At 60.4% G+C, this 12,201-nt stretch carries 15 protein-coding genes and 1 pseudogene; 8 read left to right on the top strand and 8 right to left on the bottom strand.

What is annotated here, in order from left to right; all coding sequences use genetic code 11:
• Positions 1 to 196: 196 nt before the first annotated feature.
• Positions 197 to 649 carry a DUF2501 domain-containing protein gene (locus KP699_RS15235; RefSeq protein ID WP_077930266.1) on the top strand — a complete coding sequence of 151 codons (453 nt, stop codon included), beginning with the start codon at positions 197 to 199 and terminating at the stop codon, positions 647 to 649.
• 234 nt (positions 650 to 883) lie between these two features.
• On the top strand, positions 884 to 2,809 hold the full coding sequence (gene acs / locus KP699_RS15230; RefSeq protein WP_308164934.1) for an acetate--CoA ligase: 1,926 nt from the start codon (positions 884 to 886) through the stop codon (positions 2,807 to 2,809).
• A 152-nt stretch (positions 2,810 to 2,961) separates the two neighbouring features.
• On the opposite strand, the gene KP699_RS15225 is transcribed toward acs, so the two are convergent.
• Both KP699_RS15225 and KP699_RS15220 read right to left on the bottom strand, forming a co-directional pair.
• Positions 2,962 to 3,411: a CHRD domain-containing protein gene (locus KP699_RS15225; protein WP_215763224.1), complete on the bottom strand. Its 450-nt coding sequence runs from the start codon at positions 3,409 to 3,411 to the stop codon at positions 2,962 to 2,964.
• A 177-nt stretch (positions 3,412 to 3,588) separates the two neighbouring features.
• Complete coding sequence (locus KP699_RS15220; protein WP_025827843.1) at positions 3,589 to 3,840, bottom strand: DUF1653 domain-containing protein; 252 nt, start codon at positions 3,838 to 3,840, stop codon at positions 3,589 to 3,591.
• Between the two features lie 40 nt (positions 3,841 to 3,880).
• Between KP699_RS15220 and KP699_RS15215 the strand changes: the two genes are divergently transcribed.
• Together KP699_RS15215 and KP699_RS15210 are read left to right on the top strand one after the other, a co-directional pair.
• Positions 3,881 to 4,495, top strand: coding sequence for a hypothetical protein (locus tag KP699_RS15215; RefSeq protein ID WP_252347127.1), 615 nt, complete (start codon positions 3,881 to 3,883; stop codon positions 4,493 to 4,495).
• A gap of 87 nt (positions 4,496 to 4,582) precedes the next feature.
• Positions 4,583 to 4,885, top strand: coding sequence for a hypothetical protein (locus KP699_RS15210; protein WP_215763223.1), 303 nt, complete (start codon positions 4,583 to 4,585; stop codon positions 4,883 to 4,885).
• Here the strand turns inward: KP699_RS15210 and KP699_RS15205 are convergent.
• Together KP699_RS15205 and KP699_RS15200 are read right to left on the bottom strand one after the other, a co-directional pair.
• Positions 4,868 to 5,836 carry an SAM-dependent methyltransferase gene (locus KP699_RS15205; RefSeq protein ID WP_215763222.1) on the bottom strand — a complete coding sequence of 323 codons (969 nt, stop codon included), beginning with the start codon at positions 5,834 to 5,836 and terminating at the stop codon, positions 4,868 to 4,870. The genes KP699_RS15210 and KP699_RS15205 overlap by 18 nt on opposite strands.
• Positions 5,833 to 6,216, bottom strand: a complete 384-nt coding sequence (locus KP699_RS15200; RefSeq protein WP_215763221.1) for a DUF423 domain-containing protein — start codon at positions 6,214 to 6,216, stop codon at positions 5,833 to 5,835. Before KP699_RS15200 ends, KP699_RS15205 begins: the two co-directional genes overlap by 4 nt.
• A gap of 86 nt (positions 6,217 to 6,302) precedes the next feature.
• On the opposite strand from KP699_RS15200, the gene KP699_RS15195 reads away from it, so the two are divergent.
• The 4 genes from KP699_RS15195 (at position 6,303) to KP699_RS15180 (ending at position 8,568) form a co-directional block, all read left to right on the top strand.
• Positions 6,303 to 6,881 (top strand): cob(I)yrinic acid a,c-diamide adenosyltransferase, encoded by a 579-nt coding sequence (locus KP699_RS15195; protein ID WP_215763220.1) that lies wholly within the window; start codon positions 6,303 to 6,305, stop codon positions 6,879 to 6,881.
• Positions 6,882 to 6,954: 73 nt separating this feature from the next.
• A complete protein-coding gene (locus KP699_RS15190; RefSeq protein WP_215763219.1) occupies positions 6,955 to 7,209 on the top strand; it encodes a hypothetical protein in 255 nt (84 codons plus the stop codon).
• A gap of 175 nt (positions 7,210 to 7,384) precedes the next feature.
• Positions 7,385 to 8,068 carry a hypothetical protein gene (locus KP699_RS15185; protein ID WP_237388685.1) on the top strand — a complete coding sequence of 228 codons (684 nt, stop codon included), beginning with the start codon at positions 7,385 to 7,387 and terminating at the stop codon, positions 8,066 to 8,068.
• Between the two features lie 32 nt (positions 8,069 to 8,100).
• Entirely contained in the window at positions 8,101 to 8,568 is a 468-nt protein-coding gene (locus tag KP699_RS15180) for a hypothetical protein (protein ID WP_077930258.1), read from the top strand.
• 154 nt (positions 8,569 to 8,722) lie between these two features.
• Here the strand turns inward: KP699_RS15180 and KP699_RS15175 are convergent, their stop codons facing one another.
• The 4 genes and pseudogenes from KP699_RS15175 to KP699_RS15160 form a co-directional block, all read right to left on the bottom strand.
• Positions 8,723 to 10,156 carry an FAD-binding oxidoreductase gene (locus tag KP699_RS15175; protein ID WP_215763218.1) on the bottom strand — a complete coding sequence of 478 codons (1,434 nt, stop codon included), beginning with the start codon at positions 10,154 to 10,156 and terminating at the stop codon, positions 8,723 to 8,725.
• Between the two features lie 67 nt (positions 10,157 to 10,223).
• On the bottom strand, positions 10,224 to 10,769 hold the full coding sequence (locus KP699_RS15170; protein ID WP_212356228.1) for a hypothetical protein: 546 nt from the start codon (positions 10,767 to 10,769) through the stop codon (positions 10,224 to 10,226).
• Positions 10,766 to 11,758 (bottom strand): L-threonylcarbamoyladenylate synthase, encoded by a 993-nt coding sequence (locus KP699_RS15165; protein WP_215763217.1) that lies wholly within the window; start codon positions 11,756 to 11,758, stop codon positions 10,766 to 10,768. Before KP699_RS15165 ends, KP699_RS15170 begins: the two co-directional genes overlap by 4 nt.
• A gap of 5 nt (positions 11,759 to 11,763) precedes the next feature.
• Positions 11,764 to 12,090, bottom strand: a pseudogene (locus KP699_RS15160) (3'(2'),5'-bisphosphate nucleotidase CysQ); the annotation flags it as partial.
• Between the last annotated feature and the right edge of the window lie 111 nt (positions 12,091 to 12,201).

Below are 12,201 nucleotides of genomic sequence, written 5' to 3'. Positions count from 1 at the left end.
AGATGTGTATAAGAGACAGGATGGGGCAGAGGGCAGGCGTGCGGCCCGGTTCTGTTTTGCGTGCGGTCTGCGGTCTGGCCGTAGGAATGTGGCGGGCAGGCTGTGGGCTGCCATGCTCTTGGTGCGCAGGGGGCTGGCTTGATCTTTCCTGAATTTGCAGGCCAGTTTGGCGCATATTCCGCTAGGGAGATTCTGAATGAAACTGATTTCCGTACGTGCCCTGTCGGCGCTTGCTGTTACAACAATGCTGGCCGGCGCGCCGCTGTTTGCTCACGCTGCCGATACCCCGGCTCCCGTCTCCAAAGGGGGTGAGCAGGCTGAAACTGGCGTTAAAACTGCAACGCTGACCGACACGGACCTGTCCGGTTATGTTGGTTCCATCAACCCGGCTGAAGTCGGTGGTCTGCTGAACTACTGCACCCAGAACAACTACGTCGCTGATTATGACGACGCCTTCAAGGTGCTCCAGTCCTACAATCAGAAAACGAACGCTGTGCCGGACGGTCAGGAAGGCAACATGTTCTATGCCCGTGGCACGGCAGGCCAGTTGCAGGCCAATGGCAAAACCTACTCTATTGCCACGTCCAGCATCCCTGTGCGCCAGAAGACCTGTAAAGCTGTTCTGGATCGCGCCAAGGCCGCTCTGTAAGGCATGCCTCAGGCCATTTGCATCGGGCGGGGTTAAGCCGCGCCAGGTGTAAAAAGCCGGAGCCGGGAAGGGTCAGTCGGATACCGGCTGGCCCTTTCTGCGTTTTATGGAATAATTTTAATATTTCCGATCAAGTGGCTGTGCCTTTCCCCCTTGCTCCTGATGTGATCAAAACCATTCTGTCCCTGCAATCAGACACAGCAGGGCGCAGAGTATCAAGGGAGCGGAACGAGCGTGTCAGAAGCGTTTGAAGCTCCGGCTGGAGCAGGGCTGACAGCCGGGCAATACAAAGACATGGTGCTGAAGGCCGGGCAGGAGCCTGAAGCCTTCTGGCTTGAGCAGGCCCGCAAGCTTGTCTGGCATGTTCCGCCGCAACAGGCGTCCCGCTCCGATTTTACGGGTGATGTGCGTGTTGACTGGTTTTCTGACGGGTCTCTGAACGTCTCGGAAAACTGTCTGGACCGGCATGTCCGCAGCCAGCCCGATAAGCCCGCGCTGATCTGGCAGGGGCAGGACGAGGACCAGAAGGAGAGCCTGACCTATCAGGAGCTTCATGCCCGTGTGTGCCGTCTGGCCAATGTGCTGCGGCGTCTGGGCGTGAAGAAGGGGGATTGCGTCGCGATCCATCTGCCCATGGTGGTGGAAGGGATTATCGGCATGCTGGCCTGCGCCCGGATTGGTGCAGTACATGTTGTGCTGTTTGGCGGCTTCTCGGCGGAGGGTCTGGCCGAGCGCCTGAGTGACAGCGGCGCCGTGCTGGTGCTGACAGCCGATGTGGCGCGCCGGGGGGACAAGCGCATCCCGAGCAAAACCATTATGGACGAGGCCATTGCGCGCTGCGGTGCGGAAAGCCGGGTGCGGCATGTTCTCGTTGTGTCCGTGACCGGGGCGGATGTGCCGATGCAGCCGGAGCGGGACCTGTTTTACACGGATGAGGTCGCGCAGGAGCTGTCAGACTGCCCGGCAGAGAGCATGAGCGCGCAGGACCCGCTTTTTCTGCTGTATACGTCAGGCAGCACCGGGCGGCCCAAAGGTCTGGTGCATGGCTCCGGCGGTTATCTGGTGTGGGCCGCGTTTACCCACGCCACTGTGTTTGACCATAAGCCCGACGATATTTTCTGGTGTACGGCGGATACAAGCTGGATTACCGGCCACACCTACGTGGTCTATGGCCCGCTGGCCAATGGCGGCACCATTCTGGTGTATGAAGGTCTGCCCTCATGGCCCGCGCCGGGCCGCTGGTGGGATGTGATCGACCAGTATGGCGTAACCGTTTTCTATTCCTCCCCCACAGTCGTGCGGGGCGTCATGCGGGAAGGGAATGATGTGGTGCGGAGCCGTTCACTGGCCAGCCTGCGCGTGATTGGCACGGTGGGGGAACCGATCAGCCCGGAAGCCTGGCAGTGGTTCCATGATGAAGTGGGTAAAGGCCGCTGCCCCGTGGTGGATACCTGGTGGCAGACGGAAACCGGCGGCGTGATGATTACCGCTGCTGCGGGCTGTGTAACGCCGCGCCCCGGTGCGGCCTGCCTGCCGCTGCCCGGTGTGCGGGCGACATTGCTGGATATGCAGGGGCAGGTTGTGGACGGGGCGGGGGAAGGCCTGCTGTGTATGGCGGCATCATGGCCGGGGCAGGCGCTGTCTATCTGGAAAGATCATGATCGTTTCCGCCAGACTTACTTTACCACCTGTCCGGGCTATTATTTTACGGGCGATGGCGCGCGGCGGGAGGCTGACGGCTATTACTGGATTACCGGCCGCGTTGATGATGTGGTGAATGTTTCCGGCCACCGGATTGGCACGGCGGAAATTGAAGATGCCGTGGCGATGGACCATGAGGTGGTGGAAAGTGCCGCCGTGGGTATTCCGCATGACCTCAAAGGTCAGGGGCTGGTGGTGTTTGTCGTGCCGAAGGAGGAAGGCGTCTTCCATCCATCCGCGGTAAATCGTGCCGTAGCCGAAGGCGTCGGGCGTTACGCTGTGCCTGAGAAAATCTATGTGGTGCGGGATCTGCCCAAAACCCGGTCTGGCAAAATCGTCCGCCGCCTGCTGCGCAAGATCGCAATGCATGATCTGGAAGGGCTGGGGGATCTGTCCACTCTGGCTGACCCTGAGATCGTGCCGGAACTGATTGCTCAGGTGAAGGCGCAGGATGCTTAAGGTTTTCGCCCGGTAAAAGGGGAAAGGCTTTTAGACCAGCACTGGCAGACGGTATTTTTTCTCTGCGCGAGACTTGGTCGCTATAGAAAACGGGGGCTGGCGGTTCTGCCAGCCCCCGTTTTTTTCTGAGTGCCCGTCAGAATAGCACCAGATTATTTGGTGTCGGTGCCCGGAGCCGGAACGAGCTGCGCACGCACTTCACCATGCGGGTGGGCGGCGGTGCCCAGACCCACAAACAACTGACCATGACGATACAGATCAATCTGGTCTGAGCTGAGCGTCAGGGTGCCGGTCAGCGGGGCAACATACGGGCCTTTCAGATCCGCAACTTTTTCCGCTGTTTTGGAAAGATCCTTCGCCGCCATCAGTTCAGCGCCGGTCACCGGGCCAGACAGGTTATTCCACGTAATGGTGTAGCTGAGCTGATTGTTTTCAGTTTCCAGCGTGGCGCGGACACCGCCGGTAACGCGGGACGGCGTGGCTTTTGCACTGGCAAAATGGCCTTCGGTCTGGATGGTTTCCGCGTGGGACAGGGCTGGCGCAAAAGCCAGAGCGCCGGTCAGAAGAGCAGCGCTAAGCGTAAAATGTTTTTTTGAAATCATAGTCGTCTCCTGTGAAGTATAATGTGTCTTACAGAAGATCTAAACGCGCTTTATGCGGCCGGGTTCCCTGAGGTGTTTTTAAAGAAGTTCTGAGTGCACACATCTCTGTGTTGATCAGGGTCTCTCTTTTTATTGGGAACCCGGTTCTGAATAGTCTGAATAGTCTGAATGGGTCGGTTATTCGGTTTCAGGCTGCGGGATGGGAGCAAAACGCGGCACGCCATTTACGGTTTCCTGCCACATGGCCAGAGGCCGCACCCAGTAATCCCCTCGGGCTTCACTCCGGTAGGTAACAAGCCATTCCTCGGTCTCGCTGTGGCGCCCGACACAAATCACGGTATAAAGTCCGCCTTTATAATGTCGGTACGGGCCGGGGCGCGGATGGTCGGGTTCGGGTGTATCGAGAATGTTGGGGTCGTGCGTTTTCATGGTAGTCTTCTGTTCCACAGCTTGCGGGGGGATCGCAACCTTGAACCGACATGTTCTTTCAGGCCGGGCGCTGGCTGCTCTCGCCGTGCTGGCCCTGAGCGCGGCCCCCGGTTACGTGGCAGCGCGCGCAAAGACAGGCACACACACCAGCAGCACGCATAAAGGCCATGCCAGCAAGGCCACGGCATCGCAAAGCGGGGACCCGGTTATCATGACGAGCCAGCCCGGCACGGCGCTGGATAAGCAGGCCCGTATTCTGAACGCGGATGATCTGGCCTCCGCCGCCCGGCACCATGAAAAACCGCTGGTGCTGATCGGCTCGGCCCCCCTTTCTGCCAGCGGGAAAAGCATTGGCCTGTTTGTGCAGGTGCAGTCCGCCAGCCTGTGCGGCTCTGCCGGATGCTCAACAGATGTCTATTTGCAGCAGAAGGGCCGGTGGGTGAAAGTTCTGGATTCCGTCAGCGGGCCGATCACCCTCGGGCCGTCTTCTCACGGGATCATGAAAGATATTGTGGTGGACGGGTCTGACCGCTGGGTCTGGAAAAAAGGCGCGTATGCGGACACGCTGGTGGCGACGGACCTGCCGGGCTTTAAAACCTCCATCCGCCGCCATCAGGCGGCTATGAAGAAAAGCGGCCACCCCGTTTCTGAATAACACACAACACGACTTTGACCGCCTTAAGAGCCAGTCCGGCCTCTTTTGCGCACGGACTGGATCTTAAAGCCCAAAAACGGAGAGAGTATGCCGGAAAACAGGCCTCCCCCCACATCTTCTGGCAGTCTCTGGCGCACAGTGCTGAAAACACTCTGCACCGTAGGGCTGACGGCTCTGCTGATCAGCCTGCTGCGCGAAGGGCTGAGTTTGCTCCCATGGGTTGACCGCCAGACAGGCCAGCATGTCGGGGCCTCAGTGCTTCAGGTTCTGGCGGCCGACGGCAACGCAAGCCAGCAGCAGATGATAGCGGCAGGCCTTATGGTGCTCTGCTTCCTGCTGGCAATTGTGCTGGTGCGCTGGGGCGAGCGGCTTTTAGACCGCAGGCGCTGAGGGCGCTTCCGCCTCGGCCCCGGCCTGAGACCAGAAAAATGTCAGCTCATGTTTGTTATGCGCCAGATGGCGCAGGCTGCCGCCGGGAATAGCCTCAAAGGCGGCAACGGTCTCATGGTCCGTGTCGCCCTGAAATTTGACGGTCAGCACCATGTTCCGTGTGCGCCCGGACTCTATCCAGCGTCTGGCCAGCGTCAGCAGGCGGGCGGGGTAGGCAATAATATCGGAAAAAACCCAGTCAACTTCCGGAAAGGAGGCGGGCTCCAGCCCGAAGGCGCTGCCTTGCTGAAACTGCACATGCGGCATGGCGGCCACAGCCGGGTCCAGCGGGGCGCGGTCAATGGCTGTCACGTCCGCGCCAAGCTGGGCAATGGCCCATGTCCAGCCGCCGGGGGTGGCTCCCAGATCCAGACAGGTCTCGCCCGGTTGTGGCCAGCGGCGTAGCAGAGTGCAGGCTTCCCACAGTTTCAGGTAGGCGCGGGAGGGTGGCCCTGTCCGGTTTTCCACAAATTTCGGAGCCCCGTTGATAAACGGGCTGCTTTTGCGGGCGGAGAACAGCATGGTGTCCGGTGTCAGCAGGGTCCACGCGCCAAGAGGGGCGGTGGGTGCAGCGGTGGGGAAGGTCAGAAGCGCGGTTTTGATGGGCGGCAGGTTTTCTTCAATCAGCGCAGCCCGGCGGAAGAAATCAGCAGCATACAGACCCCAGTTGCGCTGATGCCCCCGCAGGATTTTTGCCGCCCCTTTAATGGACGGGATGGTGACCTGCTCCGGTGCTTCCCACACATCCAGCGCCCAGGGGGAAAAAACGGACGGCTGGCGGGAGAGCGCAAGCTGCCCATGCCAGCGGTCTATGGTCACGCCGCGCCGCAGGAGATCCTGTTCCAGAACGGCTTCCAGCCCTTCCGCGCCAAGCCATGCGCCACGAATCACCTCTGAAGCTCCGCCACTCATCCGCGCAGCCACCCTGCAGCGAGGCAGAGCCATGAGAGGATGAGAATGCTGCCGCCTGTGGGCGCAATATGAGCTGCGTGCTGGCCTGTCAGGGCTGTGTAATACACGCCACCGCAAAACAGCAGCGTGCCCAGTAGCAGGCCGCAGCCGCCCAGTGTCAGCGGTTTTGCCGGGCGGTCACGCGTTGTCAGCCCCAGAACCAGCAGGGCCAGCCCGTGCCACATCTGCATCTCCAGCGCGCCATGCGCCATCAGGCGGCCACCGGGGCCGAAATCTGCGTCAGGCAGATGCGCGATCAGCGCGCCAGAAATGGTGCCAAAGCCTGCAAGCAGAGCGCCGCAGACACGCCATGAACGGGGGAGACTGGATAATGAAAGCATGATGCCGCTTTATAGAGGCAGAACCGGGCAGGGCGGAAGCAGAAACCTGCCTGAAGCAGACGAACCTGAGCAGAAGAGGACACCCTATGAGTATCCGTATTGATCGCGTTGTGACCCGTGGTGGGGATGCCGGGCAGACGTCTCTGGGGGATGGCAGCCGCGTCTCCAAGGACAGCGCGCGGATTGAAGCCATGGGGTGTCTGGATGAACTGAACGCGGTGGTGGGGCTGTTGCGCAGCCATGCGGCGGGTGAGAGTGCCGCGGCTGTACATCTGGAGCAGCTCCAGAACTGGCTTTTTGATATGGGGGCTGATCTGTGCCAGCCCGAAGGGCCGAAAGCACGCACGGCCAGCCGGATGAACGGAGATTTTCTGGCCTGTCTGGAAAACTGGGTGGAGCAGTGGCGACAGGCGCAGGCTCCCCTGACCAGCTTTGTACTGCCCGGCGGTACCCCTGCGGCGGCATGGGCGCATCTGGCGCGCACGCACGCCCGCACAACAGAGCGGCGCGTGGTGGCGCTGGCGCAGCTTGAGGCGGTCAACCCGGAACTGCTGAAACTTCTCAACCGGTTGTCTGACTATTTCTTTGTGCTGGCGCGGCATTTTAATCAGGATGGCGCAACAGACCTTGTCTGGACTCCGGCCGCGCAGCGGAAAGGCGTGTAAGAGCGGAATGGTGTTCAGCCTTTTTTAACGTGGTGGGGCAAAAAAGGCCGGGCGGACCGGAAATACCTTGTGATTGAAAACAGGATTGCAGAACTATTTGCAGAACAGACGCTGGAAATATTTTGAAAGGAGAGGTCAAGTGACAAAAAAACTTTGCGTGTTCTTGTTGTCTGCCTCTTCTGAAAATCACGCGGCACAGTCCGCTGCACACTCTGTTGAAGATGTGGGAAGGCAAAAAAAGACGCCGCACCCCCGGAAACCCTTTGAAAACCGGGAAATGCGTGGTAAGCAGAGCCCGCAAACCTGCCTGAGGGCTTTTGAAAGTTAAGGCAGGTCTTTACCAACAAATATCAGGAATCTGTTGGGTTATGGCCCACCTTGCCGCAGGTGAGGGAAACATTTTTCGGAGTGTTCTGGCGGACTCCGGTGCAGAAGCCGGCACCCGCTGCGTGTGACAGATCCGGTTTTTCATGTTTGACAGCGTCAGGAAAGTATAAAGAAGCGTGACTTCCGAATTTATGAAGACACCATCATTTTTATCCACCCCCATGGGTGACGAAAAACGGGACGAGGCGTTTGAAGAAGCCTCCCTGCGCAACGCTCTTGAGCGGCTTGGCGCACCCTCCCGCGCCCGTGCGGGAACACCCCGCCCGGCTGCTGATCCTGCGCAGGGCAAACGCCGCCGTTTTGTAAAAGATGGTGATGTACCAGTAGAAAAACATTCTCTGGCCCGCACAACACCGCGCACGCTGGCAATGCCCCGCACGGCCTCCACATCCCGCGCTGTGCATTTTTCTGAAGAAGATACGACGGAAGTTTCCAGACTGCGCCGTCAGCTTGCAGATGAAAAACTGCGGTTTGAAGATGCGGAACGTCAGGTTGAATCCTTGCAGACTGCCCAGCGCGGGCTTGAGACCCGTCAGGCCCATGCGGATATCATGGTGCGTGAGCTGAAGGCCAAGCTGGCCGAGCGTGAGGAAGAACTGACGGAAGCCGGACGCGCCCTGCGCAGCGCCCAGCGCACGGTGGAAACGCTGGAAGAGGAAATGCAGGCTCTGCGGAAAAAGCTTGAAGCCCGCCCGCGTGGTCGCCCGCGTCTGAAACCGCTGGATGATGAGGATGAAGACGAAGTTCTGGTCTCCGCCGAGAGTGACGAACCGCAGCCTGTCAAATGGTGGAAAGACTGAAATCCTGACACATTTTGCAGTAAAGTGCGGGCATGAAGAATAATTCTGTCACGCCCGCGCTTGTCGTTCTTGTGGTTGATGTCGCACTTGGGGTTGCCTTTGTCCTGCTGCCCCCGGTGGTGATGGGCTTCCTCATGCTGCTGAAAGATGTGTTTGGCGTGCTGATCCTACCTTTCAGCTTTCTGTTCGGGCTGGCGGGTTGGTCATCGGACATGTCTTCTCTGGATAGCGTGATGGGCGGGCTGACCCCCAGCATGTTGCGGCATCCCTTCCGGGCCATAACCGCCGCCGCGTTTATTGCAGTGGGTGGCCTGTGCTCTGTTCTGGCCTGTAGCAGCCCGCGCGCAGCCCATGCGGAACGGATTGTCGCCCCTATTCTGACACTAGCCGCAATCGGGCTTATGGGTCTGGAGGTTGGGGTGGTTCTGCTGCCTGCGCTGCTGCTCCAGCTTTCCGCGTTGCGCTACCCGGAAATGGATTTCTTTTCACGCAGGAAATAAATGCGATTTTCCCTATTCTGCGCGTCTTAAACCTGATTTTCTGAAATGACTGTCTGGCTGAAAAAAGCCGCGTCCTTCCTGAAAATACAAGAGGAGCGCGACTTTGGTTTTCTGGTGCCCGTTATCTGGTCTTGGTGTTTCCAGTTTTTGGCGTTCAGCTTTCAGGGAAAATCTTGCCCGGATTCATCAGGTTTTTCGGGTCCAGCGCGGTTTTGATTTTGCGCATGGCATCCAGTTCCGCGCCGCCACGCCATGAGGGCATCATGTAGGTTTTAAGCTGCCCGACCCCATGTTCGGCAGAAAAAGATCCATCCAGCGTGAGGACAATTCCGGCAACCGTATCCATCATCGCATGGTCCTGCGCCAGAAAGGCTTTGGGGTCCATGCCTTCGGGCTGCACCAGATTGAAGTGGATGTTGCCATCCCCGATATGCCCGAACGGGGCGACGCGGATCCCGGGGATCAGTGCCTCACAGGCGGCGGTGGCTTTGGTAATAAATTCGGGAATAGCGGAGAGCGGAACAGAGACATCATTCTTGACGGACGCTCCGGCGCGCTTCTGGGCTTCCGCATGTTCCTCACGGATCATCCACAACGCCTGACGCTGGCCTTCACTTTCCGCCAGAACAGCGTCCGTCACCAGACCGTCTTCCAGAGCCTGCCCCAGAACATCTTCCATCAGGGTGCGCAGGCTGTCATCCGCGCGGGGGCTGCCCAGTTCCACCAGAGCATAGGCTGGCGCAGGGGCTTCCAGGGGGAGGGACGCCCCTTCAATCAGGCTGTTGACCAGCGCCATGCTGGTGCCGGACATATATTCAAAGGCCTGAATGGCCGCCGGGTCCTGCTTACGGAAGGCGGCAAACAGGTTCAGCACGGCCTGCGGGTCAGCCAGCGCGCACAGAGCGGTCTCGCGTGAACGCGGGGCAGGCTGGAGCTGAATAATGGCGGTGGTGATCAGCCCCAGCGTCCCTTCTGACCCGATCAGCAACTGCCGCAGCGCGTAGCCCGTATTATCCTTGCGCAGGCGGCGCATCAGGTTCAGCACCTGTCCGTCCGGCAGAACGGCTTCCAGCCCCAGAGCCAGTTCCCGCGCATTGCCGTACCGCACGGTGTTGTTGCCCCCTGCGTTGGTGGCCAGAATGCCGCCAATTTCTGCCGAACCTTCGGAAGAGATGGAGAGCGGGAGCATCAGCCCTTCCGCCGCTGCGGCGTCCTGCGCGGCTTTCAGGGTGACGCCTGCTTCCACCGTCATGGTCAGGTCGGCATGGTCAATGGTGTGAATGCGCGTCATGCGGTTGGTGGAAATGACAACCGCCTTGCCACTGTTATCCGGGGTGGCCCCGCCGACCATGCTGGTGTTGCCGCCCTGCGGCACCATCGGCACGCCATGCTCCGCACACAGGGCCACAGCTTTTGCGCAGTCCTCCGTGCTGGCCGGGCGTAACACCGCCGCACACCGGCCATGATACAGCATCCGCCAGTCTGTGCAGAACGCTTCTGTATCCCCGGCATCGGTCAGCAGGCCGGAGGGGCCGAGCAGATCAGACAGGGCAGTCAGAAGGGCTGGGGGCAGAGACGTGTCGGACATGGTGAAAACCTTGGTCAGGGTCAGGATCTTACAAAACGGGGCGGGGCAGGTTGCGTGTGTCCTGCCCTTAATACAGATAGCGGGCGTTGTCTGTTACAGGGTGAAACGCAGCATAGAACAAATGGAAAAGCTGGGTACCGGCAATACCTGCCAGCAACCCGGCCATAACGGCCACAAAAATAATCATCAGCCGAGGGTAGTTGCTGTCCATCATTTTCATGCCGAGCCTGTGAGTGGCTTCCGCATGGGCATTCTGAAGAACATGAAGCTGAGATTTCAGGTTTTCATTATTGCTCCGCACAATGCGCAGATTATGTTCCATCCGGTTCAGAATTTCTCCCCGGTCATGCAACTGGATGCGCAGGGTGTGGATGGTGTTTTCCAGCGTGCGGAGTTCCGCCCCTTCCGTCGCTTTGCGGGCGGCGGTCAGGCGGTCAATGTCCGGGGCCAGAGTCTGAAACAGGTTTTTGAGCGCACCACCCGTCATGCCGTCCCGCCGGGCGCGGGCCTTGATGGCCTCAAGCGCCGTCATGGACTGCCCCTGCTGCTCTTCCAGCACCAGTGCCAGAATATCAGAAAGGATTTTGATTTCTTTGGGGTCAATCTGGCTCATGACAGGTCCGGCTCTGCGGGCCGGGGGGCGGCTGCCCGGTTCAGGCGATCCTGAATGGCAAGGCCTAGCCCGTTTGCTGGGATTGGCTGCACGGCAAGACCGGTCAGATCAAATGTGGGCTGCTGGCTGTCCAGAAAGCGCAGGCCGGAAAACAGGCGGGCGGCGGCCTCTTCCAGATTGCCCGTGGGACTGAGGTTCCATGTAACGGCAGCGCCGGGCAGCGGCACCGGCCCAAATGCCAGTAGTCCTTCCCGCGGGCCAACGCTGGTGGCGTTCAGGCGTACGGGCAGGCTGGGAGCGTAGTGGGAGAGCATCCGGCCCGGAGAAAGCGGGGCGGCGTCAGCCTCCGTTTCCGGGCGAGCAATGGGGCCGCACAGGGTTTCCAGTGCTTCCACCGGAACACCGCCGGGGCGTAGCAGGCAGGGGTGGTCCGGGTCAGTCAGGTCCAGCACGGTGCTTTCCAGCCCCACGGCGCAGGGGCCGGTATCCAGCACGGCATCAATCCGGCCTGTCAGTTCTTCCAGAACGTGGCTGGCGTCTGAGGGGCTGATGCGGCCGGAGCGGTTGGCGGAAGGGGCTGCAACGGGCCGCCCGACGGCGCGCAGCAAAGCCAGCACAGCCTCCCCGCGCGGCACGCGCACGGCAAGGGAGGACAGGCCATCGGCAGCCAGATCGCTCACCGTGCTGCCGGGGGCGCGGGGCAGGACAAGTGTGAGTGGGCCGGGCCAGAAGGCTGCTGCCAGTTTCTGCGCAAGCGGGCAGGCCTGCACCTGCGTAAAAGCGGCGTCCGCACTGGCAAAATGGCTAATGAGCGGGTTGAAGCGCGGGCGGTTCTTGGCTTCAAAAATACGCGCAACGGCGGCGGGCTGTGTGGCGTCGCCCCCCAGCCCGTAAACAGTTTCCGTGCCAAACGCCACCAGCCCGCCCTCCCGCAGGATGCGGGCGGCGGTGGTTATCCCGGCTGGCGTGGCGGCAAGGCGTTCCGTCATGGAGGTCAGAGCGTCCCGGTGCAGACAAACGGCGGGKTTTTCCAGTCCGGTTTGCCGTATAGCAGCGGGGTGCCGTCCAGAAGTGTGACGTGCCCGCCAGCGGCTTCCACAATAGCCTGCGGGGCGGCTGTGTCCCACTCCATGGTCGGGCCAAGGCGGGGGTAGAAATCCACAGCGCCTTCCGCCACGCGGGCAAATTTTACGGCCGACCCGATATTGCCTACGGAGGCAATGCGGCGTTCCCCCAGATAGGCGGCCAGACGCGGGTCATCCGCATAATGGCGGGAGGCCAGAACGCTCAGCCCTTCCGCAGGTGGTGTGCGGGTGTGGATAACGGATGCGGCGTTCCCCCAGATAGGCGGCCAGACGCGGGTCATCCGCATAATGGCGGGAGGCCAGAACGCTCAGCCCTTCCGCAGGTGGTGTGCGGGTGTGGATAACGG

This window comes from Acetobacter sp. P1H12_c (genome assembly GCF_018811975.1).
Lineage (GTDB): Bacteria > Pseudomonadota > Alphaproteobacteria > Acetobacterales > Acetobacteraceae > Acetobacter > Acetobacter persici.
This window is presented reverse-complemented; position numbering and strand designations above follow the sequence as displayed.